The 25,637-nt window shown below is 73.9% G+C and carries 14 protein-coding genes and 1 pseudogene; 7 read left to right on the top strand and 8 right to left on the bottom strand.

Annotated features, from left to right (window positions below; translation table 11 throughout):
* Positions 1-138 precede the first annotated feature (138 nt).
* Positions 139-522 carry a hypothetical protein gene (locus tag ACIQ9P_RS26030; protein WP_402360716.1) on the bottom strand — a complete coding sequence of 128 codons (384 nt, stop codon included), beginning with the start codon at positions 520-522 and terminating at the stop codon, positions 139-141.
* 265 nt (positions 523-787) lie between these two features.
* On the opposite strand from ACIQ9P_RS26030, the pseudogene ACIQ9P_RS26025 reads away from it, so the two are divergent.
* Positions 788-1,307 (top strand): annotated as a pseudogene (locus ACIQ9P_RS26025) (hypothetical protein).
* A gap of 92 nt (positions 1,308-1,399) precedes the next feature.
* Here ACIQ9P_RS26025 and ACIQ9P_RS26020 read toward each other — a convergent pair.
* The 6 genes from ACIQ9P_RS26020 to ACIQ9P_RS25995 form a co-directional block, all read right to left on the bottom strand.
* A complete protein-coding gene (locus tag ACIQ9P_RS26020) occupies positions 1,400-2,152 on the bottom strand; it encodes a type I-E CRISPR-associated protein Cas6/Cse3/CasE (protein ID WP_402360714.1) in 753 nt (250 codons plus the stop codon).
* Positions 2,149-3,027, bottom strand: coding sequence for a type I-E CRISPR-associated protein Cas5/CasD (cas5e, locus tag ACIQ9P_RS26015; RefSeq protein ID WP_402360711.1), 879 nt, complete (start codon positions 3,025-3,027; stop codon positions 2,149-2,151). Before cas5e ends, ACIQ9P_RS26020 begins: the two co-directional genes overlap by 4 nt.
* Positions 3,024-4,373, bottom strand: coding sequence for a type I-E CRISPR-associated protein Cas7/Cse4/CasC (locus ACIQ9P_RS26010; RefSeq protein WP_402360708.1), 1,350 nt, complete (start codon positions 4,371-4,373; stop codon positions 3,024-3,026). Before ACIQ9P_RS26010 ends, cas5e begins: the two co-directional genes overlap by 4 nt.
* 125 nt (positions 4,374-4,498) lie before the next feature.
* A complete protein-coding gene (casB, locus tag ACIQ9P_RS26005; RefSeq protein WP_402360705.1) occupies positions 4,499-5,062 on the bottom strand; it encodes a type I-E CRISPR-associated protein Cse2/CasB in 564 nt (187 codons plus the stop codon).
* On the bottom strand, positions 5,055-6,689 hold the full coding sequence (locus tag ACIQ9P_RS26000; RefSeq protein ID WP_402360702.1) for a type I-E CRISPR-associated protein Cse1/CasA: 1,635 nt from the start codon (positions 6,687-6,689) through the stop codon (positions 5,055-5,057). The genes casB and ACIQ9P_RS26000 overlap by 8 nt, the downstream gene beginning before the upstream one ends.
* A gap of 808 nt (positions 6,690-7,497) precedes the next feature.
* Positions 7,498-7,686 carry a hypothetical protein gene (locus ACIQ9P_RS25995; RefSeq protein WP_402360699.1) on the bottom strand — a complete coding sequence of 63 codons (189 nt, stop codon included), beginning with the start codon at positions 7,684-7,686 and terminating at the stop codon, positions 7,498-7,500.
* A gap of 317 nt (positions 7,687-8,003) precedes the next feature.
* Between ACIQ9P_RS25995 and ACIQ9P_RS25990 the strand changes: the two genes are divergently transcribed.
* On the top strand, positions 8,004-11,711 hold the full coding sequence (locus ACIQ9P_RS25990; RefSeq protein WP_402360696.1) for a hypothetical protein: 3,708 nt from the start codon (positions 8,004-8,006) through the stop codon (positions 11,709-11,711).
* A 62-nt stretch (positions 11,712-11,773) separates the two neighbouring features.
* Here ACIQ9P_RS25990 and ACIQ9P_RS25985 read toward each other — a convergent pair whose 3' ends face one another.
* Positions 11,774-13,120, bottom strand: a complete 1,347-nt coding sequence (locus tag ACIQ9P_RS25985; RefSeq protein WP_402360693.1) for an MFS transporter — start codon at positions 13,118-13,120, stop codon at positions 11,774-11,776.
* Positions 13,121-13,735: 615 nt separating this feature from the next.
* Here ACIQ9P_RS25985 and ACIQ9P_RS25980 point away from each other — a divergent pair.
* The 5 genes from ACIQ9P_RS25980 (at position 13,736) to ACIQ9P_RS25960 (ending at position 25,631) form a co-directional block, all read left to right on the top strand.
* Positions 13,736-19,852 (top strand): acyltransferase domain-containing protein, encoded by a 6,117-nt coding sequence (locus tag ACIQ9P_RS25980; RefSeq protein ID WP_402360690.1) that lies wholly within the window; start codon positions 13,736-13,738, stop codon positions 19,850-19,852.
* A complete protein-coding gene (locus ACIQ9P_RS25975; RefSeq protein WP_402360687.1) occupies positions 19,849-21,729 on the top strand; it encodes an amino acid adenylation domain-containing protein in 1,881 nt (626 codons plus the stop codon). The genes ACIQ9P_RS25980 and ACIQ9P_RS25975 overlap by 4 nt, the downstream gene beginning before the upstream one ends.
* A gap of 124 nt (positions 21,730-21,853) precedes the next feature.
* Positions 21,854-23,635, top strand: coding sequence for a beta-ketoacyl synthase N-terminal-like domain-containing protein (locus ACIQ9P_RS25970; protein ID WP_402360684.1), 1,782 nt, complete (start codon positions 21,854-21,856; stop codon positions 23,633-23,635).
* A 2-nt stretch (positions 23,636-23,637) separates the two neighbouring features.
* Positions 23,638-24,891 (top strand): cytochrome P450, encoded by a 1,254-nt coding sequence (locus ACIQ9P_RS25965; RefSeq protein ID WP_402360681.1) that lies wholly within the window; start codon positions 23,638-23,640, stop codon positions 24,889-24,891.
* Between the two features lie 20 nt (positions 24,892-24,911).
* Positions 24,912-25,631 (top strand): formyltransferase family protein, encoded by a 720-nt coding sequence (locus ACIQ9P_RS25960; protein ID WP_402360678.1) that lies wholly within the window; start codon positions 24,912-24,914, stop codon positions 25,629-25,631.
* Positions 25,632-25,637 lie beyond the last annotated feature (6 nt).

Genomic DNA, 25,637 nt, shown 5'->3' with positions numbered 1-25,637 from the left:
GCCGGGCCGGGCGGGGGGGGGGGGGGGGGGGGGGGGGGGGGGGGGGGGGGGCCGGCCCCGGGGGGGCGGGGGCGGGGGGGGGGGGCGCCCCCCCCCCCCCCCCCCCCCCCCCCCCCCCCCCCCCGCCCCCGACCTCGGTCAGTTGATCGGACCGCAGGCCCAGGTGTTGCCGTTGGCCGTGTCGATCAGACACGCCTCAAGGGCCTGGCCCGGTCCGTCGTAGTAGTACTGCGACGGGTTGCTGCTGGGCGTCGCGCCCGCGGCGCCCAGCCACTTCCAGGCGTTCTTGTCGAAGACGCCGAACAGGCAGTGGCCGGGGTTGGCGGTCGGGATGACCCGCATCCAGTCGTGGTGGTCGTTCATGAGCTGGACGTCCTCGACCGCCACGCAGCCGCCGGTGCCGAAGACGAACTGGCCCTCCGCGGTCTGGGTCGCCGACGCCGTCCCGATCCCCATCACACCCACCGCCACGGTCGCGGCGACGGCGGCGGCAAGGCGCTTGCTGGCCTTGGTGAATCGCATCGTGCTCCTCCAAGTGCTCGACTCCGCCCCGGCGTTGGCTCCGGGAACACCCCGAACCCCACCAGCCGACGGAGCGGCCGACAACCGGCCGCGCCCCACCCCGGACGGTCCCGGACGACCCCGGACAGGAGCTCGGACACCCCGGACGGCGGGCCCGGACCAGCCCCGCCCGGCCCCCGACCCCGACCGCACCGCGCCCGCGACCGCGACCGGAGCGGCCCGTACAGCGCCCCGTACGGACACCGGAGACGAGCCGGTCCGCCCGCTGCTCCTCCTCGACGTCGACAGCCCGTTGATCCCTTTCGGGACCCCGCCGGACGGCGGCCGCGCCGGAGCGAATGGCGGTGCGGACGCCGCCGCGAACCCGCTGACCCGCCGGCTCGATCCGGACGTGGGGGCACGCGCTGGCGGCCCTCGGCCACGAGCTGATCCGGGCGACGACCTGGACGCGGGAGGACGCCAACACCCAGCTCGCGCCGCGGCTCGGGCCGCCGCCCCTGCCCGCGCTGCCCCGGCCGACGCCCCCGGCGGCCGAGGAGGCCCAGGAGGCCCAGGAGGAACGCGACGTCCGCGCCGGGCGGCACTGGAAGACCCGCCCGATCGTCGCCCGGGCGGCCGGTCGCGCCTTCGCCCGGGTCGACGACGAGATCACCCGGGCGGACCGGGAGTGGATCGCCGCCCACCACGACGGACCGGCCCTGCTCCACCGCGTCGACCCGTGCCTCGGCCTCACCCCGGCCGACCTCGCCGCACTCGCGGCGTGGGCGGAGGGCATGAGGCACTGACCACGGCGCGCCCCGGGCCACCCCGCCGTCGAGGGCCCGGCCCCCGCCCCTGCCCTGCCTCCCGCCTCTCCGGCGACGGCGACAGCGACGCGTCAGCGGACCAGGATCAGACCGCAGCTGTAGGCCCGGGCGTGGCCGACGCCGTGGGTGAGGGCGGAGGTGAGCGCCTGCGGGTCGGTGACGGTCAGGGTGCCGCGGATCTCGGCCCGGTTGATGAGGAGGCCCTTGTGGGGACCCCGGCTGGAGACCTTCGGCAGGATCCGCAGACCCAGCCGTTCGAGGTCGGAGTCCGCGCCGAGCCGGGCCACGCCGTCCGGGGCCACGGCCGGTTCGCCGGCCGGCTGGAGGCGGCGGGCGAACCATGACTTCACCTGCTCCGGGCGGCTGTGCGCGACCCGTACGCCCCTCCCCCGGCCGCCGCCGTCGGGGGCGGGACCGGCGGGCGGGCGACTGCTCACCGGATTGACGACGGTGCGGAAGTCGAGCCGGTCCCCGACGCGGAAAGTGCGGTCCACCACCAGGCTGTGCGGCGGCTCGACCAGCGCCGCCCTGGGCAGCCCGCTCCAGTCCCCGGACACGCCGGACTGCACGACCAGGGAGAGCCGGGCGCTGCCCAGGTCGACGGTCCAGCTGGAGAGCACCTTCATCCGGGCGCGCGCGTCGCGGGTCCCGTCCTCGACCCAGCCCTGGAAGCCGCTCATGACGGTCCGGTGCATGTCCTGGGCGTCGATCAGGGACTTGGCGGTGAAGGGGTGCCTGGCGTCCAGCGTGATCAGCGTCTGCGTGGTGACGAACCTGGCCGCCTTTCCGGACGGGGCGGGCCCGGTGGCGCGGGGGGTGTTCACGGGATGAGGTCCCATTCGGTGGCGTTCGGGGCGATGGTGACGCGGTGCCGGGACTCCCAGCGCTGCCGGTGGACGGGGCCGCCCGCAGGGAACCCTTCGGGCTGGTCGCGCACCGGTCCGACGCCCGGCAGCGGCTGCGGGCTCTCGATCCAGGCCCACCTGGTCTCCTCGGGGGCCGGCCGCTCCCCGTCGTCGGCCGCCGGGAGCAGGGCCCGGGCCTCGAAGACCTCCAGCAGGGTGCCGGGAGCGATGCCGACGAAGACGTCGCCCGAGGGCGGGCACGACTTGCGACCCAGCCAGAGCAGGCGCCTCGGGTGTTCCAGGGCGTGGGCGATCCGTTCGAGCAACGCGCGGTCGGCATACTGGAGGCCGACCAGGAAGGCCGCATCGGCCAGGTACCAGCGCTCGGTGATCATGGCGTGGCGGCTCACTTCTCCGGCGACAAGCGCTCCCGACCGGGGATCCGCCGCGATCCGCTTCGGCGCACCGTACCAGGAGGCGAGCGCATGGCTGCCGAAGGATCCGGGCGCTGCCGAGTCCTGTTCGCCCTGTTCGCCGAGCTTCTCCACGGCCGCGGCCCGACGGTGGTCGGTCACGAGGTCACGCGGGCGGATCGGATACCTTCCGCCGCCGACGGTGTGGTAGTCGCGCACAGGTGTTCCGGGGCGGTCGGCGCGGACGCCGAAGAGCAGCGGGCGGAGTTCGTCGAGGGGATCCGACCGGTCGAGGCCGAGCGCCGCCGCGCAGAGGCCGATCACCCCGGACTTGGTGGGCCGGGTGTGGGTGTCGCGCTGGGCGAACCTGCCCTTGACGCCCCAGGACTGCAGCGGGCCGGCCAGTCGGAGGAGCAGAACGTGCTGCGGACCGCCGGTCACGGCGTGAGGTCCTCGACGGCGTCCACCACGTCCACCGACCCGGCGAGGTCGAGGGTCTCCAGGAGGTCTGCGATCTCCGGGTCGTAGGTGAGGACGCGTCCCGACCGCAGATCGTCCCGGCGCCTGGCGACGAACAGGTGGTGCCGCATCAGCCGCCGGACCGCCGCCTGCCCGGCCGGTCCCTCGCCGCCACCGCTCTCGGGGTTCTCGTCCACCGGGCTCTGGAACGCGGCCGCGTAGTTGTACGGGCGCTCGCCCTCGAAGGCGAGCACCAGGGCCGGCAGCGAGCCGGTGGAGGCGGTGGAATTCTTCTTCGCCTCCGGGACGGCCTCGACGAAGGCGTTGACGAACTCCGCCTCGGCGGCGGTGGCGGCCTCCTCCGCCTCGTCCGCCTCCATTCCGGCCAGCCGGAGGTTGGCGCGCAGCTGGCGGCGGTCGAGGACGGCGTGCCGGTAGAAGGTGCCGGAGATCAGCGACTGGTACCCGGTCATGCCCGCGCCGGCGTCGTCGGCCGTGTCGAGGAAGCTGAGGGCGTTGCGTTTCCGGTCGAGTTTCGCGTCGTCGGCCGCGGCGTAGAAGTCCTCGATCTGCTCGGCGGCGTGCACGGTGAAGGCGTGGCCGGTCTGCACCGCTCCGTCGACGTTCGGCGAATCGGCGATCTCGGCGAGGAACCTGCCGTAGAGGGCGATGTCCACGGCGTCGCGGGGTGCGATGGCGAGCAGGACGGCGTCGCGCGTCTCCTTGGGGAGCGGCGGGAGTCCGGGGGTGGTGGACGCCCCGGCCGCCTGCTCCTCGCCGGCGGCCTCCTGCTCCTCGGCGGTCTTCGCCCCGCTGCGGCGCGGCTTCTTCTCCGCCTTCCGCTGGCCGGCCAGATAGCTCTCGCGCCACAGCCGGAGACCGTCGGCGTTGGCGGCGATGTGCCGGGCGATCCGCGCCCCGGCGTCGGCGGGCGCGAAGATCAGGACCTTGGTCAGGTTGGCCACCGTCCGCTTGGCCGGGTCACCGAACTTCAGACCGCTCGCCTCGATCACGGCCCGCGCCGTCACCAGCGCCTCGTCCTTCTCCCACCCGTGCTCGGAGGAGAGTTCGGCCGCCGTGAGAAGCGCCCACTCCCGGGTCCGGGTGCCCATGCTCCGGCCCTTGAGGGCTCCGATGCCGGCGTTGGCGCGGTTGCGGGCGTAGACGCGTTCGGCGCGCCGCCTGGCCTGACTGGTGATCATATGACGTTCGAAACCGCCGTACACCAGGGACTTGGGCTGACCGTTCTCGTCCCTCACCGGGAGCACGGCCACGAGCGTCTCCAGGAGGTGGAGCGAGAGGAACGGGCTTCGGGCGTATGCGGTCACGCGGTCGCGTCCTTCGGGGTCGGTCGGGGCGGGGTAGGGGCCAGGGCCAGAATCGGGGTCAGGAGCGGGCCGGGTCGGTCCCGGCGGCCGGCGTGGTGAACTCGGCGTACAGGGGCCGGCCGGGCCTACGCGTCCTGCCGGGGGCCGTCGGGCGGCCGGGTCCGGTGGAGCGGCGCGTGGAAGTCCACCGACCACTGGTAGGCGATGCGCGCCTTCCGGTCGTTCCAGAGGATCAGGTCCTCGGTCAACCGGGTCCAGGACGGCGGGAGTTCCTCACAGGACCGGAGCCGGACGACGGTGTGCTGCAGATGCCGCCACGGCACGCGTCGGCTGACCACCACGCGGTCCACCAGCCGCTGCGCGCCCGGGTTGTCAGGCCCCCGGCCCGCCCCGTCACCGATCCGGGCCGCCGCGGCGCCGAGGCTGCCGTAGCCGTAGGCGGCCTTCGACCGGCCCTGGTGGTAGAGCGCGAACAGGAAGGCCATCCGCTCGAACAGGTCGCGGTGGGCGTCGCCGCCGTACCAGCCGGCCCGGATGTGCGCGTTCGTCCGGCCCCCGGCCCGGCGCAGATTGGCCAGCGTGCCGTACTCGCGGTTGCGCACCAGGGTGGTGAGCCAGGCGACGAGGGCGGCGCTGTCGTGCGGGAACGCGTCGACGGTGACGCTGTCGGCAGGGGTGTCCTCAGTCAAGGGCGGTCTCCCCCCGGAGTTCGGCCGGGGCCTTGGGGTGGCTGATGTCGTCGTCGAAGCGTTTCAGTGCCTCGGCCCTGGCCAGGAAGCCCCGCTGGTTGGGCGGAAGGGTGTCGAGGCGGTGGACGAGGTGGGTGCGGGCGAGGTCGGTGAGGGTCCGCGTGTAGTCCCGGAGGGGTTCCTCGACCAGTCCCTCCGGATCCGAGGTGTCCGGGTCGTCGTACCCCGCGTCGATCACCGCGTCCAGCAGGTGCTCGAAGGGCTTGGCGGCCCCGGGCCAGAACTTCTCCCGCGCGTCGAACCGGGCCACCTGCCGTGCCTCGTCGGCCCGGGCGGCCGAGTGGACCGTCTCCGAGGCGCGGATCGCCGCCCGTTTGAGGCTCCACGCCAGGTACTCGGCGATCCGGGAGCCGCGCCGGGACGCGCGGTAGAGCGACGCCTCCATGGCCGGGGCGTAGGGGAAGTGGCCGTCCGTCCAGGAGACCGGCAGCGATTTGTTGGCCACGAGACCAACAGCCCATAGCTGAAAGGGCTCGCCCCGGCGCCGCACCCCCCGCGTCCCCAGCGAGCGCAGCCGTGCGTAGAGACCGGGCTGCGCGTCCTTCACCGCGCTGTAGAGCGCGTGCGCCTCCTGCCAGAGGGCGCGCGTGGGTGACGGCCACAGGGGCTTGAGCTCGCCGCCGACGGTCCGGCTGAAGACCGCGTCCTGGAGGTGCAGTTCCGGGTCAAGGTCCAGGGTCTCGCCCGATCCGATCAGCACGCGGTCGACCACGATCGCGCCGCCCGCGGCACGCGCCGGATGCAGCAGGACGGAGCGGCCGAGCGCGCTGTGCAGGTCCGCGGGGCCCTCCGGCACCCGAGGGTCCGGCCGCTTCTCGAACGTCCGACGGACCACAGTGCCGCTGGTCCAGGAGGTGTTCACCCGACCCGGGTCTCCCCCGGGCGGCGGGTAGAGGTTGAGCCGCAGGGTCTCGCCGAGCGTACGCCCGAGGGGCACCACCCGGATCCGCCCCAGCAGCCGGCTGGTGGCCATGTGGGTGATCGCGGAACCCAGCTTGTCGCCACTGATCCGCGCCCTGCCGTACGGCCCGTACACGTGCTGGGTGAGCATCGCCCGGAACGCGTCGGCCGCGAGCAGCGGCTCGCCGTCCTCGAGGTGGTGGTGATCGAAGAGCTGGTTGTAGTCGCCCGCCCGTTCGATCACCAACTGCGCCGTTCCCGTGCCGCTCTCCTCGAACGAGACGGCCAGCAGCGAGTTCTGACCGAGGGGTGTGTCCGGATGGAAAAGGTCCCAGTGCTCGTCCGGCTCCCCCATCAGCCATCCGGCGGCGGGCTGGAGGCTGCGCTCGTCCCGGATCCAGTCCGCCCACTCCTCGGAGGTGGCAGGACAGTTGCGGGAGGCGAAGCAGATCGCCATCAGGAACTCGATGACGGCGACGGTCTCGCCGGCCGTCCGGCAGTCGATGCCCACCAAATCGTCGGAACGGTGGAGAAGTTCATGGAGCGAGAGCAGGATGACGTCGCCCTTCGACGTCACGGCGGGGATGCACGGCTCCCGCCGGGGATCCCAGCCGAGCCGCTGCTCGACCGGAACCGGGTGGTGCGTTCGCGGCAAGTCCCCGCCCATCAATTCATATGATCTCAGCTGTCCGACACCGGAGTTGGAGCTCCTCCGGGGAGTCCGACGCTAGCACCCGACTCCGAGCCGTGCAGCCCGATCCACCGGATTCCCCCGCCGGCCCAGATCGGGCCGGCGGGGGAACCGGTCAGCCCCGCACACGCGGGGAAGGCAAGACGGCGCATGCACCCACTGCCGTCGACGGGCCATCCCCGCTCAGCGCGGGAACCCCTACTGTCGTCACACCGACAAGGTGCCATCCTGGCGCCAGGCATCCGCGATGCCACAACAGACGCGCCGTAGAATGCGGAACTGCCGATTCGGTCGGCGATCCAGCCGTGCCGACGAAGTCGATGGACACATCGCTTCATTACGGGTTCCGCCCCGCTCCAACGGGGCGGAACCCGACAGGCCGACTGGAAGAGCCGTTCTCGGGGACTACTGAACCCCGAGAGCGGCCACCTCCCGGATGAGGAAGTCCAACAGACGGACTGTCAGTGCGGATGAAACCGATGCAAACCAGATCAGCACGAACTCACCGCCGTACTGCTTCCACCAGTTCAATGGTCCCGCAGACATTTCATAGTCCTTTCATCTCGGCTCTGTCGGCCCCGATGCCCGAGACAGACACAGCCGAGACTGCGGTGCCATGACTTCGCACGCATGCCATGGTCGCAGAGCCCATCCGACTCAGGTCGCAACCGAACCTTCGGGCGTGTCACATCGTACTTAGACATCTACTGCTGTCGAGTTGACCTCAAACTCGACAGCAGCTGAATGCCTGTACAGACTCGGCGGCGCAGCGCAGCGCAGCGCCCTACCGGGGCGGGCGGCGCCTGGTGAGGATGGTCAGGGTCGAGCGGGCGTCGCGGCGGCGGGCCGGGGTGCGGGCCAGGACCGAGGTGAGGGCGACGATCGCGAGGACGACGCCGTAGAGCAGGCCGGCTCCGGCGGCGAGTTCGGCGGCTGCGGTGGTGTGCTGGGCCAGCATGGCAAGCTCGGTCATCGGAGTTCCTTCCGTCGGAGGCCCTTGGTGGCCCTCGGTCGATGGGCCGAGCTTCCGGCGGAGTGGTGCCGCACCTCCAGCTACGGCTGGGGTTTGCCAAGGTCAGAGGCCCTTTATTCACCGGCGCGGGAGTGGAAATGGTCAGGACGACGGCCCCCGGAGCGGCACGCAGGCGCCTCGGCGCCATGCTGTCGGAGCTGCTCCGCGCACGCGGCGTCGGCCAACGGGAAGCCGCACGGCTCGCCCCTGGCGGCACGTTGTCGCCGTCGACGCTCCGGAACTGGTGCCAAGGCATCGCCGCCCCGCAGGCGGAAGACGTGTTCCGGCGTCTGATCGAGCAGTTGGAGGATCTCGGCACCCCGGTGCTCTACCGACGCGAGGAGTGGGAGGCCGCGCTCCAGGACGCGCGACGAGAGGCGGACGCGGATCGGCGCGCGTCGCGAGACACCCGGAGACGGCGCGGCCGGTTGGACGAGCACTCCGTGATGCGGGCCTTCGTCGACGACCGGGGTCCGCAGGCGCCCTCGTACCTGTGGTGGCACGCCGAGTTGCCGGTCGGAAAGACCGCGCTGCTCACGGACTTCGCCAAGCGGCCGCCGGAGCACACGGAGGTGCTGCTCCTCGCCCTGTCGGAGAAGGACGGCACCGACACCCGCGCCGGGTTCGTCGCGGCACTGCGCGGGCGGATCCGGGTGCCCGCACCCCGACGGAGCTTGTCCGCCGAGGCCGAGGTCGCCCGGATGCTGGCCAAGGCCGCCGGGCGAAGCAGGGAGCAGGGGCACCAACTCGTCCTCCTGGTGGACGGCCTGGACGAGGATCCGGCCTGGCCCACCCCGGAGTCGCGAGCGCCCGGCGCCGGTAGTGTCGCCGCGCTGCTCCCGGCCGCGCCCGCGGCGAACGTCCGCATCATCGTGGCCGGCCGCCGGACCGGGCCCCTTCCCGCCGATGTCCCGCACTGGCATCCCCTGCGCCTGCGCGAGTGCCTTCGGCCGCTCGGCGCCGGCGACTGGGGGCGGGAGGTCGAACAGGCGGCCGTCGAGAGCCTGAAACGGTTGCGCGCGTCCGAACCCGGCCGGGCCGTCACCGACTTCCTCGCCCTCACCGACCAGGGCGGCGGCCTGCGCCCGGCCGACCTGGCGGAACTCACCGGCGCCCGCGCCGAGGACGTGGCCCGTCTCCTCCGCGGCGGGGACCAGCGCTGCATCGTCCTTGCCGACGCCGCGACCGGAACTCACCTGCTGAGCCACTCCGACCTGCCGGACAGGATCCGACGGGAGCTGAGTCGAGCCGAAGTCGCGGAGTACACCCGCCGACTGCACGCCTGGGCGGCGGGCCCGCGCGAGGCCGGATGGCCCGAGGGCACGCCGCCGTACCTGCTCACGGGGTACCCACAGCTGCTGGACGGTGTCGTCGATCGCGGACCGCTCCTGCTCGACCCGAAGCGACAGCTCCGGGTCGCGGACACGATGGGCCCCCAGCGCGCCCTGGAGCAACTTTTCGACCTGGAGGCGGAGTTCAGGGCGACGGGTAATGCGGGGGTCGAAGCGGACGACAACGTCACCGCCGTCCGGCTGGCAGCTTCCCAGGACTTCATGCAACGCCGGGTGGGACCGGTGCCACCCCGGGTACCCGTCCTGCTCGCCCGACTGGGGGACCTACCCCGCGCCCGGACAGTGGCCCGTTCGGAGCCCCAACCCATCCTGCGGGCCACCCGGTTGGCCCAGGTCGCGGTCACGGCGGCCCAGGCCCGGCACCCGGACGCCCTCGGGATCGCGCGGGAGGCGACCGACTGCACGGTTCGTGCGGGCCGGTTCGACCCGTGGGCCGGGGGCGTCTTCGCCGACGCCTGCGTGGAACTGGCCGACGCGGCCCGGCGCTTGGCCTCCCTCGACCTGAAGGAGGAGGCCAGGGCGCTGTTCCGGGCGGTGGTGCTGAGCGGCGGCGCCGACCTGGACACCCTGGCCGACGGCGCGGTCCTCCTCGCCGGGAGTGAACGCGAGCACTTCATGGAGGGCCTGGCGGCACACGCCGAGGACCTGAGCACGGCCGGTCCGCGCGCCCAGGCGGTGGCCGTGGACATCTGGGCGACCGTCGCCCGCGCCGACAGCTCCGAAAGCACCGTGAACCTCCAACGCATCGACGCCTTCTGCCAGGACGTCGACCTGTCCGCCGGGCTCGCCATCGTGGACGTGCTGGCGCTCGCGGCCCGGGCGCTGGCCGATGCCGGCCGCCGGGAGAAAGCCTGGGCGGTGCTCAAGACCGCCCGCGACCGACTGTTCACATCCCTGACCGGACCGCAGTCGCCTGCCGACCGGGCGCACCTGGGACGGGAGTTCTCCGGCACGATGGAGCGCCTGGTCCGCGCCGAGACCGCCACCGGAACCGGCCTGCGGCCCCATCTCGACGCCCGGATGCTGGTGACGGCGCTCGCGCGGGGAGTCCGCACGGGAGTCCTCGATGACGACCTCCTCTCCCGGGCCGAGGCGTACCTCGCGGCCGTCGACGAACTGGTCGCGACCGAGAACGCCGCCCACCGCGCGGCGAAGGAGGACCAGCGACGAGCCGACCGGAGAGCCACCGACGCGGCCGCCGCCAAGCTGACGAGGGACCGGCTCGGGTACAAGAAGTCCGACCGGTCGGCCTCGGCCGCGACCCGCGGCGCGTCCGACACCGCCCCTCCCCGAAACCCGGCGCCCACAGGCGAAGCGCCCCCGGCCGGCCCGGTCACCCGCCTCGACCACGCCGAACGTCTGCTTCGCGACGGCAACACCGAACTCGGGCGCGAGCAATTGGAGGCGGTCCTCCGCGCCTCGCTCCCCGGCTCCCCGCTCGCCCTGCGCGGCCGTTGGGCCGAGGATCTGCTCCGGGCGCTGGGGACGGCCGGGGTGTTCGGGCCGGCCGAACGGCTGATCGACCTCGCTGCCCGACCGACCGCGATAGCCGAACCGGCCGACCGCGCCCGGCACTTCGCCGCCCTGTCACTGGGATGCTCCGGCGGCGGCCGGGAGGCCGAGGCCCTCGCCTACGCCCGTGAGGCGGCCCGACTCGTCCCGTCGGCGCCGCACTTCGCCGTCCGCGCGGCCGTCGCGCAGGCCCTGGCCCATGCCGGGGACGCGGAGCGGGCGGTCGCGGTGGCCCGGCTGGAGGAGCCGCCCGGCAACGGAGTTCCCGCCTCGGTCCGGGCCCGACGGACCCGGCGCGGGCTGATCGTGGTCGCCGCCGGACTCGCCCGGCACGCTCCCGACCAGGCCGCCGGACTGGCCGGCCCCGCGCTCCGACTCGTACGACGCCGTATGGACGCCGGCCGGCCCGGCAGCGCCCTTCCGGCCCTGGCCGAACTGCTGCTCACCGTCCCCGATCCGAGGCGGCCGGGACCGGAGCTCGACGAGGCGCTCCGGCTCGCCTCGGAGTTCACCCGCACACCCCGGCAGACCTGGAACCGGGAGGCCGCTGTCGTCCTGGCCGTGCTGCGGCGGCTCGACTGCGCACCGGTCCGGACGGCCGCCGAGCCGGACGGCTGGTTGCGTTCGCTGCGCCCCGAACGGATCCCGCACACCGGACTCGCCCTGCTCAGCGCGCTGGGCGGCGATTCCGCCGCGGCCGGGCGGATCGCGGCGACAGCCCTGGCGCCGGCGGCGCGGTCCGAGGCGCTGGCCACCGCCGCCACCGTCCTGGCGGGTGCGGCGACGGTACTACCGGCCGAGGAGGCCATGGAGGCCCAGGACGCCCAGGAGGCCCAGGAGGCCCAGGAGGCCCAGGAGAGTACCGTGCGGACCTGCCTCGCGCTCGTCCACGCCGTCCGCACCCGGGACCGGGCCGACCGCCCGGAGCCGGCCGGTACGGACCGGGAAGCCGCCCTCGGCCTCCTGCGGGACCTGCTCGCCGGCGGGAGCTGGGCCCGCGCGCTTCCGCTGCTGCCCCTGCTGGCTCCCGAGGCGCTCGAACCGCTGGGCGACCTGGTCTCCGCGCACCTCGGCAAGCACCGGTCGCCCGCTCGCCCGGCGCGCCCCCGCCCGTCGGGCTGAGCCCCGGCCGCCGGACGGACCGCGCGGCCGGCCGAACACCCGCCGACCACCGGCCCGGGGCGTCAGGCCCGGCGGCGGAGGGCGATGAGGGCGGCGCCCGCGAGGCAGGCGAGGGCGGCGGTGAGGTAGGCGAGGTGGTAGCCGGCGAGGTGGTCGTCGCGGGTGCCGGCGACCAGGACCAGGACGGCCACGCCGGCGCTGGCGCCGATCTGCTGGGTGACGACGTTGACCGCGCCGGCGACGGCGTGCTGTTCGGCGGGGACGCCGGAGAGGGCGGCGGAGGTCATCGAGGGGAAGTTGAGGCCCTGGCCGATGCCGCTGAGCACCAGGCCCGGCAGGACGTACTGGACGTAGCCGCCGTCGAGCGGGGTGGTCATCCAGAGGCCGGTGCCGACACCGATCAGGACCAGGCCGACCGCCATCAGGGTGTGCGGGGTCCAGCGGGCGAGGAGGCGGCCGGTGGCGAAGTTGGCGGTGAGGAAGACGGCCGCCGACATGGGCACCAGGGCGAGCCCGGACTCGAACGGCGAGTAGTCCAGCATCCCCTGGAGGTAGAGGGGCGCGAAGAACAGCATCCCGACCGAGCCCATGTACTGGAGGAACGCCGCGAGGCTCGCGGCCCGGACCGGGGCCAGCCGGAAGAGGCCGAGCGGGAGGGCCGGGTCGGCGGTGCGGCTCTCGCGCACGACGAACAGGGCCAGGGCGAGCACGGCGGCGGCGAGCAGGACCCAGACCGCGGCGCCGTCGCTGCTGACGCCGACGACCAGCAGGGTGAGGCCGACGGTTCCGGTGATCGCGCCGGGCAGGTCCAGCCGGCCGCTGTGGCCGGCGCTGTCGGGCAGGCCGGCCCGGGTCGCGGCGAGGACGGCGAGGCCGAGGAGGACGGAGAACCACAACACCGAGCGCCAGCCCCAGAACTGGGTGAGGATGCCGCCGAGCATCACTCCGCCGCTGAAGCTCGCGGCGCCGACGGCCGCGTACACGCTGAAGGCCCGGTTGCGCGCCGGACCGGCCGGGAAGGTCTCGGTGAGCAGGGCCAGGGCGGCCGGTCCCGACAGGGCGGCGCCGATGCCCTGGGCGGCGCGCGCGCCCAGCAGGACGCCGGTGCTCGGCGCGGCCGCGCCGACCAGCGCGGACACCGTGAACAGGGCGACGCCGGCCTCGAACACCCGCCGCCGGCCAAGTACATCGGCCAGTCGGCCACCCACGAGCAGGAAGCCGGCGAAGGTGACGGCGTAGGCGGTCATGACCCACTGGAGGGTGGTGTCGGCCAGATCGAACCGCTCCCCCACCGCCGGGAGGGCGGCGTTGAGCACGCCGAGGCCGCTGACGTCCAGGGCGAGGGCGCCGGCCAGTACCCCGAGCGCGAGACCGGGGCGGACCGCCGATTTGACGGCGAGGTCGGTCATGCGGGGCTCCCGGCGTCGTCGTGGCGGGCGGCCGCCCGAGCGGGGCGGAGCTGCGGGAACAGCCCCTCCGGAACGCCCGGAGTGTGGTCCGGCGGTACCTGTAACGCGTCAACTGCCATGGGGCCAGCTTGCATTGCCCACTCGACGACTGTCCAGTCCACTTGTACACGGATGGTACCTGAGCGTGACGTCCGAATCCAGGAGATCGAATCGGACACTTTGTCGATCAAATCCAGCCACCTCGACGCCCGACTCGCGTTGTACGCAATCCTGTCATCGGTGCACTCCTTGCGCCCCAGGGCTGACAAGGGGACGATCGGCCCGTCGCAGGCCGCTGATGTGCGGATCCATCGAGCAACCTCGAAACGCCTTCGTGCCCGGAACGCGCGGCCGAGCCACGCGGTCCGGCGCTTTCGAGCCTTTCTTCTTGCCACGGGAGGAGCAGCGTTGCCCGGTCACGGAAAGACCCATGTCATGCCCATGTCGATCATGGGGCCGGCCGACCGCCCCCCGCCCGGCCCTCGCTGACTCCGCACCCGGACCGCACACCCGGACGCCGCACCCCGGACGCCGCACACCCCCACCCCGCCACCCCGCCCTGCCGAGGGAGTCGCCATGCCTCAAGAGCGCGCAGCGCGAGACCTAGCCAGCGTCACCGATTTCCTGCTGTCCCGGTTCGCCGAGCTGCTGAACGTCCCCGCGCACACCGTCGACCGCCGGGCCCCGATGCACCAGTACGGCCTGGAGTCGGCGCAGTCGGTGGCCCTCGCGGCCGCGCTGTCCGAATTCCTCGGCCGGCGCGTCCCGGCCACCCTGATGTGGCAGCACCCGACCGTCGACGGACTGGCCCGTGCGCTGGTCGACGGCCCGGCGGCGGCCGAGCCCGCGACCGGCCCCGGCCCCGGCCGGCGGACCGCCCCGAACGAGCCGGTCGCCGTCGTGGGCATCGGCTGCCGCTTCCCCGGCGGCGCGGACCCGGCCGGGTTCTGGCAGCTGCTGGTCGAGGGGGGCGACGCCGTCGGACCGGTACCGGCAGCGCGCCGGGCGCTGCTGAACGACCGCGTGCGCTGGGGCGGATTCATCGACGGCATCGACCAGTTCGACCCGCTGTTCTTCGGCATCTCGCCCCGCGAGGCCGTGCAGATGGACCCGCAGCAGCGGCTCGTCCTGGAGCTGTGCTGGGAGGCCCTGGAGGACGCGGGGATCGCGCCGAACAGCCTGGTCGGCAGTGACACCGGCGTGTTCATGGCCTCCTGCTGGGGCGACTACGCGGCGCTGGCGCACTACCGGGGCCCCGACGCCCAGATCACCCCGCACACCGCGACCGGCATGCACGACGGCATCATCGCCAACCGTGTCTCCTACGTCCTCGGCCTCCAGGGCCCGAGCATGGCCATCGACGCCGCCTGCGCCGGCTCGCTGGTCTCGGTGCACGTCGGGTGCCAGTCGATCCAACTGGGCGAGAGCGACCTGGTGCTGGCCGGCGGCGTGAACCTGAGCTTCGTCTCCGACTACTACACCGCCATGGACGCGATGGGGGCGCTCGCCCCGGACGGCCGCTGCAAGTCCTTCGACGCCCGCGCCAACGGCTACGTCCGCGGCGAGGGCGCCGGGGTCGTGGTGCTGGCCCCGCTGAGCGTGGCGCTGGAGCGCGACCTGCCGGTGTACTGCCTGATCAAGGGCAGTTCCTCCAACAACGACGGTCTGAGCAACGGCATGACCGCGCCCAACCCGCAGGCGCAGGAGAAGATGCTCCGCACCGCGTACCGGCGGGCCGGCATCGACCCGCAACTGGTGGACTACATCGAGGCGCACGGCTCGGCGACGCCGCTCGGCGACCCGATCGAGGCCAACGCCATCGGCGCCGTCCTCGGCGGCGCCGACCGCGCGGAGCCGCTGCGGCTCGGCTCGGTGAAGTCCAACGTCGGGCACCTGGAGGCGGCGGCCGGCATCGTCGGCCTGGTCAAGCTGGCGATGTCGGTGCGCAACGGGGTGCTGCCGCCGAGCCTGCACTACAGCGCGCCGAACCCGCAGATCATGTTCGACGAGTACAACCTCACCGTCCAGGACCGGTTGACGCCGTGGCCCCGGCGCTCCGACGCCCGCCGGGGCGGTGTCAGCTCGTTCGGCTTCGGCGGCGCGATCTGCCATGTCGCGGTCGAGGAACTGCCTCGCCCCGAGGCGTCCCTGCTCCTGCTGGCCGCCGACTCCGCGGAGGCGCTGGCCGAGCGGGCCCGCGCGCTGCGGGACGGGACCGACCTGCGCGAGCTCTGTCGCCGCCCGGCGGGCGACGGCCCGTTCCGGCTCGCGGCGGCCGCCCGCGACATGGCCGAACTCCGCACCCAGCTGGACGCGTTCGCGAGCGGCGTGCCCGCCGCGGGGCTGAGCACCGGCCAACCGGTCGGGGAGCGGGCCGAGCGTCCGCCCCGAGTGGCGTTCCTGTTCTCCGGCAACGGCTCGCAGTGGGTCGGCATGGGCCGCCAACTCCTCGCCGGTTCCCCGGTGTTCCGCCGGTCGATGATGAAGTCCGACCGGCGGTTGCGGGAGCTGCTGGGCTTCTCCCCGGTCGAGCACCTGCTCGCCGCCGACGGCCGACTGGACGACATGGACGTCTTCCAGCCGCTGCTGTTCTCGCTCCAGGTGGCGCAGGCCGAGGTCTGGCGCTCGCTGGGCGTGGAACCGGACGTCGTCCTCGGCCAGAGCGTCGGCGAGTTCGCCGCCTCCTACGTCGCCGGCGCCCTCGACTTCGACGACGCCTCCCTGCTCGCCGCCCACCACGGCCGCCTCCTCCAGCAGTTGGCCGTGGGCCGGGGCGAGGGCATCGTGGTGATGACACCCGCCGACGAGGTCCGGCCGTACCTGACCGGCGGGCTCACCCTCTCCGGCTTCAACGGACTGAACTCCACCCTGGTGACCGGCACTCCGCAGGAGATCGACGAGCTCGTCGGGCGGCTGACGGAGGCCGACGTCACCAACCACCGGGTGCGGATGGGCCACGCGCCGCACTCGCCGCTGGTCGACCACGTCCTCGCCCCGCTGAAGGCGGAACTCGCCGGCCTCCGGCCCCGGACCGCCCGGGTCCCGATGATCTCGACGGTCACCGGCGAACACGTCGACGGCGCGGAGCTCGGGCCGGACTACTGGGCGGCCAACCTTCGCCAGGAGATCCGGGTGGTCGACGCGCTGCTGAAGCTGCGCGAGCACCGCGTCGACGCGGTGGTCGAGCTCGGGCCGCACCCCCTGCTGCTCAAGTCGGCGTCGGAGATCCTGCCCGCGACCACGCTGCCCTCGATGCGCCGGGGGGCCGACGAGGGCGCGACCCTGCTCGGCTCGCTCGGCGCCCTGTTCGCCGCCGGACTGCCGGTCGCGGCCCATCCGTTCCTCGCCGGCGACCGGGGGCGGCACGTCGCGCCGAGCCGGGGCGAAGCCGCGCCGACGGCGGCAACGGCGGCGACAGCGGCAACAACGAGGACGGCCGCCGAGCTGCCGCACCTCGTCACCGTCTCGGCCCGGACGGCGGGCGCGCTCGCCGACACCTGCCGCGAACTCTCCAGCCACGTCGAGCGGAACACCGCCCTGCGGGTCTCCGACCTCGCCTACACACTCACCGCCCGGCGCAGTCACCACAACCACCGGATCGCGCTGCTCGCCCGCTCCCGCCAGGACGTCCTGGGCGGACTCGCCCGGGTCGCCGCCGGACAGCCGCATCCCGACCTCGTCACCGGCACCGTGTCCGGCGGCGCCGATCGCCGGGTGGCGCTGGTGTTCTCCGGCGGCGGCACCCAGTGGGTCGGCATGGGCCGCGAACTGCTGCGCCACCACGCCGGGTTCCGCGACTCGATGCGGGCCTGCGACGACGCGGTGCGCGCGGCCGGCGGCACCTCGGTGCTCGAACTGCTGGCCGCCCCGGCCGAGTCGGCCAGGTACGAGGAGATGGACCTCCAGCAGCCGGTGCTCTTCGCCCTCCAGGTCTCGCTGGCGCGGGTCTGGATCGGGCTCGGCGTCCGGCCGGCGGCCGTGGTCGGGCACAGCCTGGGCGAGGTCGCGGCCGCCTGCGTCGCCGGCGCGCTGTCGCTGGAGGACGCCGCCCGGGTGGTGGTCGCCCGCTCGCACCTGCTGGAGCACGAGGCCGCCGCGGGCGCCATGATCTCGGTCGACCTGCCGGAGGCGGAGCTGCTGCCCCGGCTCGCCCCGTACGCCGCGCACGCGGCCGTCGCGGTGGTCAACAGCCCCACCAGCGCGGCGGTTTCGGGATCGCCCGAGGCCGTGGACGCGCTGGAGGCGGACCTGAAGCGGGACGGCGTCCCGGTGCGCCGGATCCGGGTCGAGCGGCCGGTGCACAGCCCCGGCATGGACCCGCTGGTCCGACCGCTGCGGGAGCGGATCGACGGCATCACCCCGCTGGAGCCCGGCATCGACTTCCACTCGACGGCCGTGGCGGGCGCGGTGAACCCGGTCGCCGACGTCGACTACTGGGTGCGCAACCTGCGCAACCAGGTCCGGTTCGCGGAGACGATCGGCGCGCTGGTCGACCAGGGGATCGGCGCCTTCGTCGAGATCGGCCCGCACGAGACGCTGCGCGGAGCGGTCGAGGAGATCGCGCTGACCCGGGGCGTCCAGGTGCACGCCGTCAACTCCCTGCGGCGCGAGGAGAGCGACGTCCGCTGCCTGCTGGGCGCCGCCGCCTCGCTGCACGTCCGGGGCGTCCCGCTGACCTTCGACGCGCTCTTCGCCGACGACGTCGAGGTGGTGGAGACGCCGCTGGTCCAGTGGCAGAAGGACCGGTACTGGATCGACACCGACACCCACCGGGCGCCCGCGTCGATCCCGGGCGTCGGCGGGCCCGCGGCCGTCACCGCGGGCACGGAAGCCGCCGCGTACCCGGCCCCGGTGGCAGCACCCGCGCCCGCGCCGGAGGTCACGGCCGCGCCCCGGCCGGTGGACGAGGTGGTGCTGGCCGAACTCGCCGACGCGCTGGGGGTGCCGGTGAGCCGGTTCGACGCGGACGCCGGGCTGCGCGACTTCGGCCTGGACTCGATGCTGGCGATCCGCCTGGTCAACCGGATGCAGTCGCTGTTCGGGCACCGGGTGTCGCCGGTGGTGTTCCTGGACGGCCGCTCGATCGCCGAGGTGGTCGCCCACTTCGCCGGCCTCGTCGGCGGCGCACCCGCACCGGCCCTCGCACCGGCCTTCGCACCCGCCGCCGTCCCCGCGCCTTCGCCCACGCCCGCTCCCGCACCGGCCCCCGAACCGTCCTTCCTCGACGGCCTGTCCACCCTCGACGCCGAGGAGTTGGTGGAGGAACTCGACGCCCGCGGCCTGCTGGAGGCCACCGACGCGCCGCCCCTGGAGCAACTGCGCGCCGACGGCCTCGGCCTCACCCTCGCACCGGCCTCGCACGGCCAGGCCGCGCTGTGGTTCATGCAGATGGTCGCGCCGGACGCCGTGCCCTACAACTTCATGGTGACCGCCCGGATCCGGACCTCCGTCGACGAGGAGGCGCTGGAGCGCGCCGTCCGGGCCGTGCTGGACCGCCACCCCGCCCTGCGCACCCTCTTCGTCGAGGCGGGCGGCAGCCCCTACCAGGTCGTCCTGGACGAGCCGGTGTACGAGTTCGTGGTCGCGGACACCTCCGGCCTCGACGACGAGCAGGCCCGCGAGGAACTGGCCCGGCACGGGCACCGGCCGCTGGACCTGGACCACGGGCCGCTGGTGCGGGTCGTCCTGCTGCGGCGCGGCCCGGCGGACCACTTCCTGCTGGTACTGGTCCACCACATCGCCTCGGACGCGGCCTCGGCCGATGTCATGATCCGCGAGATCCAGGAGTTCTACCAGGGCGCCGACCCGGCCGGACGGGCACCCGCCGCCCCGTACACGGAGTTCGTGGCCTGGGAACGGCAGTGGCTGGCCGGTCCGGCCGCGGACGCGGCCCTCGACTGGTGGTCGGCGAGGCTGGCCGACCCGCCGGCCCGGGTGGACCTGTCGGACCGGGAACGGCCGCCGGGCGTCACCTACGAGGGCCGCGACCTCGCCTTCCGCTGGAGCGCCGAAGAGACCCGCCGGCTGCGGGAGTTCGCGGTGCGCGAGGGCGTCTCGGTGAGCACGGTCGTGCTGGCCGGATTCTTCGCCACGCTCAACCGGGCGGTCGGGACGGAGGACTCGGTGCTGGCCACCGCGATCGCCCAACGCTCGGAGCCCGGCTGGGAGTCCGCCGTCGGCTACTACCTCAACACGGTGCTGGTCCGGGCGAACCCCGCCGCCGGGCGAAGCTTCCGCGACCTGCTGCGCGAGGTCCACGCGTTCTCGCTCGGCCTGCTGGAGCACATGAACTACCCGCTCGACCTGCTGGCGGCCCAGCTCAAGCCGCCGCGCGCCGAGGGCCGCTCCCCGTGGTTCGACGTGGTGGTCAACTGGCTCTCCTCGGAGGCGTTCCCGCGCTCGGTGAAGCTCTTCCACGGCGTCGGCGACACGCTCGCGCCGGACGGCGCCCTCCCGCTCGAACCGCTCCAGGTGCGCAGGCACCTCGCCAAGTTCGACCTGGAGATCTCGATGGCCGACATCGACGGCGAGGTGGCCGGCCACGTCCAGTTCAAACCGAGCTACCTGGAGAGGCGGACCGTGACCGACCTGCTCGCGCTGTACCGCACTGTGCTCTTCGACTCGATCGATCGACCCGACCTGGCCCTCGGCGACATCGCGCCGAGCGGCCTCCCGGAGGAGACGGACCGGTGACCGAAACCCTGCACTCCGAGTTTGTCGCGCAAGCGGTCAAGAACCCCGACGCGACCGCCGTCTACTCCGATGCCGGAGTCCTGACCTACGGAGAACTCAACCGCCGTTCGCAGGAGTTGGCCGAACGGCTGGTGGCCGACGGCGCCGGCCCGGGCGTCCCGGTCGGCATCTGCGTCGAACGCACCCCCGAACTGCTGGTGGCGATCCTGGCCGTCCTGCGGGCCGGCTCCTGCTACCTGCCGCTGGACCCGAACTACCCCGCCGAGCGGCTGGCGTTCATGGTCCGGGACAGCGGCACCCGGCTGCTGCTCACCACCCCGGCGTCCCGGGCGGGCTGCCCGGCCGGACCGACCGTGGTCGTGCTCGGGGAGAGCGTCACCACCGAGCCCGGTGACGCGCCCTCGGCCGTCGTGCCCGAGGACACCGCGTACATCATCTACACCTCGGGCTCCACCGGCACTCCCAAGGGCGTGGCCGTCCGGCACGCGGGCTGCGTGGCGATGCTCGCCGAGATGGACCGGGTCCTGGAGGGCTGCGACCTGAGCGGTGTCGCGGCGGCCAGCTCGGTCTGCTTCGACATGTCGGTGATGGAGATCTTCAACGCGCTCTGCCGGGGCGGGTCCCTCGTCCTGGTCGAGAGCGCCGTGCACCTGCCGGAGAGCCGCCACGCCGACCGGATCACCCATCTGAACATGGTCCCGTCGGTCATGAACGGGCTGCTCGACGCGGGCGCGCTGCCGCCGAACGTGCGCTCCATCGTGTTCGGCGGCGAGGCGCTGCGCCGCAAGCTGGTGGACCGGGCGTACCGGGAGACCGGCGCCGAGCGGGTGTTCAACGCGTACGGCCCCACCGAGGGGACGGTGTTCTGCTCGTTCGGGCCGGTGCCCGACGGGGGGACGGACGAGCCGACCATCGGCCCGCCGACGACCACGGCCCGGGTGTACGTGCTGGACCAGGAGCTGCGGCGGGTCCCGGACGGGGAGCCCGGCGAGCTGTTCCTCGGCGGTGTCGGCCTCGCGCACGGGTACGTCAACCGGCCGCGCACCACGGCGGAGCGCTTCCTGCCGGACCCGTTCCTGGACGGCGAGCGGATGTACCGCACTGGGGACCTGGTGCGGTTCACCGCGGACGGCGAGCTGCGCTTCCTCGGCCGCACCGACCACCAGGTCAAGCTGCGCGGCTACCGGATCGAGCTGGAGGAGGTCGAGGCCCGGCTGACCGGCTGCCCCGAGGTACGGGAGGCCGCGGTCGTGGTCCGGGGCAACCGGCTCGTCGGCTACGTCGTGCCCACGGGCACCGTTCCGGCACCGGACGCCAGCGCGCCGGACGCCACCGCGCCGGACGCCGCCACCACCCCGGCCGGCCCCCGGCTGGACGCCGCGCTCCAGAGCGCCGTCACCGCCCGCCTCGCCGCCGGACTCCCCGACTACATGGTGCCCGCGACCCTGGTGGTCCTCCCCGCCCTGCCGCTGGGTCCGGGCGGGAAGCTCGACCGCGACGCGCTCCCCGAGCCCCCGGCGCCGGCCGGCGCCGCCGCCGACGGGACCCGGACGGCGCCGAGCACGCCGACCGAGACCGCCCTGGCGGAGATCTGGGGCGAGCTGCTCGACCTCGACCCGGCGGGCATCGACGTCCAGGCCGCCTTCTACGACCTGGGCGGCGACTCCCTGCTGCTGGTCCGCCTGGCCCGGCTGATGACCCGCCGCTTCGACCGCCGCGTCCGGGTGCCCGACCTGTTCAGCTTCCGCGACATCGCCTCCCTCGCCCGCTGGCTCGACGACGACAGCGGCGCCACCCCCGAGGTGGTCCAGTCGGCCCGCCAGCGCGCCGACGCCCGCCGGGCCGCCCTGCGCGGCCGGGGCGGCACCGGCCGCTGAGCCCCGCCGGACGACGCCCCCCGCCGGACGCCGGGCCGTACCCGGCCCCGCGCCGCCCCGGCCACCGCACCGCACCGCACCGGCCGCCGAGTCACCACCTTCGACCGAAGCAGGAGCGTTCCCCATGACCGACAGCCCAGAGCAGGACTACGACCCGGGTGACGTGGCCATCATCGGCATGTCCCTGCGGGCCCCCGGCGCCCGGACCAAGGAGGAGTTCTGGGACAACCTCGTCCACGGCCGGGAGTCCGTCTCCTTCCTGGCCAAGGACGACATCCACGTCGACGAGACCCTGATCCACAGCCCGTTCTACGTCCGGGCCTGCGGTGTGCTCGACAGCTACGACCAGTTCGACCCGTCGGTGTTCGGCATCAGCGACCGGATGGCGGCCGCGATGACCCCGGAGAACCGGCTCTACCTGGAGAGCGCCTGGGAGGCGCTGGAGGACGGCGGCTACGACCCGGACCGGCTCACCGCCGAGATCGGCATGTACGGCGCCAACAACCCGCAGACCGCCGCGCTCTACAGCTCCCCGCCGGACCGGGTGTCGGTCGGCCCGGAGGCGATCGAGGCCAGCCTGGCCTGGTCGCCGGACACCATGACCTCCAACGCGCTGTACTACCTCGGACTCACCGGCGAGGCCGTCACGGTCGCGGCCGTCTGCGCCGGCTTCCACTACGCGGTGCACCTGGCCTGCCAGTCGCTGCTGCTCGGCCAGACGGACATGGCGATCGCGGGCGGCTCGATGGTCCGGCTGCCGCATCCGCGCGGCCACCTGTGGGAGGAGAACCGGGTCCTGTCGAAGGACGGCCACTGCCGCCCCTTCGACGCCAACGGCACCGGCACCGCGCTGTCCAGCGGCGTCGTCACCCTGCTGCTGAAGCCGCTGGACCGCGCCGTCGCCGATCGGGACCACGTCTACGCGGTGGTCAAGGGCTCGGCGGTCAACAACAACGGGGTCAGCGCGATGGCGTACGGCCTGGCCCAGCCCGAGCGGCTGAGCGCCTGCATCGCCGCCGCGATGCAGGTCGGCGGCGTCGACCCGGGGACGGTGTCGATGTACGAGGCCAACGGCCTCGGCCTGCCGATGACCGACGAACTCGAAGTGCACGCGGCGAGCATGGCCTTCGGCAAGCAGACCGGGACCACCTCGATCGGCGGCGTCAAGGGCAACGTGGGCCACGGCGGCGTGGTGTCGGGCGGGTTCGGCGCGATGAAGGCCGCGCTGGCGCTGTACCACCGGACACTCCCGGCCACGATCAACCTGACCGAGGTCAACCCGGACCTCGACTTCCCCGGTACCCCCTTCGTGCCGCAGCTGGAGACCGCCGCCTGGGACCCGGGGGCCGGCGTCCGCCGGGCCGGGATCACCTCGATCGGCGGCGGCGGCTACAACGCCCACCTGCTGCTGGAGGAGGCGCCCGAGACCGACCGGCGCGCACCCGAACCGGCCGGCCGGCCCCGGCTCGCCACCCTGTCCGCCCTGGACGACGAGGCGCTGGCCCAGCAGCGCGCACGGCTCCTGGCCCGGCTGGAGGCCGACCCGGAACTCCGGCTGGACGACGTCTGCTTCAGCCTCAACCTCGGCCGCAAGGTGATGGCCCGCCGCTGGGCGGCGGTGGTGCGCAGCCGCGAGGAGCTGATCGCGGCGCTCTCCGGCGACGCCCCGGCCGCCGCCACCGCCACGGCCACCGCCGCGCCGGCCGACCCGGACGGGTTCGGGCGGACCGACCACGGACTGGTCCCGGCCGGCGACGACGCCCGGGCGCTGGCCGAGCTGGCCGCCGCCTGGGTGGGCGGCCGGCAGGTGGACTTCGGCGCGCTGCACCGGGAGGAGTCCGGGCGCCGGGTGCCGCTGCCCACCTACCCGTTCCGGCACCGCCGGTTCTGGCGCACGGACTGGTGACCATGAGCGCCTCCGCACCGGTCCCGGCCGTGGACGCCCTGGACCTCGGCGACCCCGCCACCTTCGCCGACCGCCGCGCCGACCTGGACGGGTACTGGCGGCAGTTGCGCGACGCCGCGCCGCTGCACTGGAACCCGCCCGTGGACGGCCGGCGGGGGTTCTGGGTGCTGTCCCGGCACGAGGACATCATCACCACCTACCGCGACAACGTGAACTTCACGTCGGAGCGCGGCAATGTGCTCGTCACGCTGCTGGAGGGCGGCGACGCGGCGGCCGGCCGGATGCTGGCCGTCACCGACGGCCACCGGCACCACGAACTGCGCAAGATCCTCCAACGGGTGCTGTCGCCGCGGGTGCTCGACGAGGTCGCCCTGACCGTCCGGGCCAACACCCGGCAGTGGATCCGGGAGGCGGTCGAGGCGGGCGGCTGCGAGTTCGCCGAGGAGATCGCGAGCCGGATCCCGATGACCACCATCTCCAGCCTGCTCGGGGTGCCCGAGGAGGACCGGGACTACCTGCTGAGCCTGACGAAGACGGCACTCTCCGCGGAGGACGAGGACGTCGACGCGGTCGACTCGGAGATGGCCCGCAACGAGATCCTGATGTACTTCATGGACGTCGTCGAGGAGCGCCGCGAGTCGCCGGGCGAGGACGTGATCAGCATGCTGCTCGCGAGCTCGATCGACGGCGTCCCGCTGTCCGACGAGGACGTGGTGCTCAACTGCTACAGCCTGATCATCGGGGGCGACGAGACCAGTCGGCTGACGATGATCGACTGCCTCCACACCCTGGCGGCCCGGCCGGGCGAGTGGCGGCGGTTCAAGCACGGCGAGGTCGCCGTCGGGACGGCGGTGGACGAGGTGCTGCGCTGGGCCTCGCCCACCATGCACTTCGGGCGCAGCGTCGAGCGGGAGACCGAACTGCACGGCGTCCGGCTGCGGCCGGGCGAGATCGTCACCCTGTGGCACGCGTCCGGGAACCGGGACGAGCGGGTCTTCGACCGGCCCGGGGTGTTCGACCTCGGCCGCGCGCCCAACAAGCACATGGCCTTCGGCTACGGTCCGCACTTCTGTGTCGGCTCGTACCTGGCCAAGGTGGAGATCGCCGAACTGCTCAACGCCCTGCGGGACTTCAGCACCGGCTTCGAGCAGACCGAGGAGGCGCTGCGGATCCGGTCGAACTTCCTGACCGGGTTCTCCACGATGCCGGTGCGCTTCACCCCCGACCCCTCCGGACTGAAGGCCGCCGACGCCTGACGCCGGCCACCCTCCGACCAGTGAGCGCAGGAGTGCGGATGAACATCTACATGTCAGGACAGGGGGCGTTCGCGGTCCAGGTCGCGGAGGCCCTGAGGGACGAGGGACACAAGATCGTCGGCGCGGCCGCCCCCCGGCTCCGCAGGGGGAAGTCCGACGAGAGCGACGCGATGTCCTGGGACCGGCTGCGCTCCTGGGCGTACCACCGGGACGTCCCGTGGACGGACTCGGCGGAACTGCGGGCGATGCACGTCCCGGACGGGGTGGACATCATCCTCGCCGCGCACTCGCACGCCTTCCTCGGCCGGCGGACCCGGGCCCGGGCCGCGGTCGCGACCATCGGCTACCACCCGAGCCTGCTGCCGCTGCACCGGGGCCGGGACGCGATCCGGTGGACGGTCCGGGACGGCGACAAGGTGACCGGAGGCAGCGTCTACCACCTCACCGAGCGCACGGACGGCGGGCCGCTCGCCGCCCAGGAACACCTGCTGGTGCCGCCGGGCTCGACCCCGCAGACCCTGTGGCGGGACCATCTGGCGCCGCTCGGGGTGCGGCTGCTGCTGAAGGTGGTCGCCGACCTGGCCGCGAACCGGCGGATCGAGGTCCCCCAGGACGAGCGGCTGGCGACCTGGGAGCCGGCGATGGACGCGCCGCCGCTGTTCAAGCCCGAGCTGATCGCCCTGCCGGGCACGGACACGGTCCGGGTCGAGAGCGGCCGGTGGGCGCTGCACGACCGCTGAGGCACC

Source organism: Kitasatospora sp. NPDC094019, from assembly GCF_044764505.1.
GTDB lineage: Bacteria > Actinomycetota > Actinomycetes > Streptomycetales > Streptomycetaceae > Kitasatospora.
The sequence above is the reverse complement of the archived record's forward strand: the minus strand, read 5'-3'. Positions and strand labels throughout refer to the sequence as shown.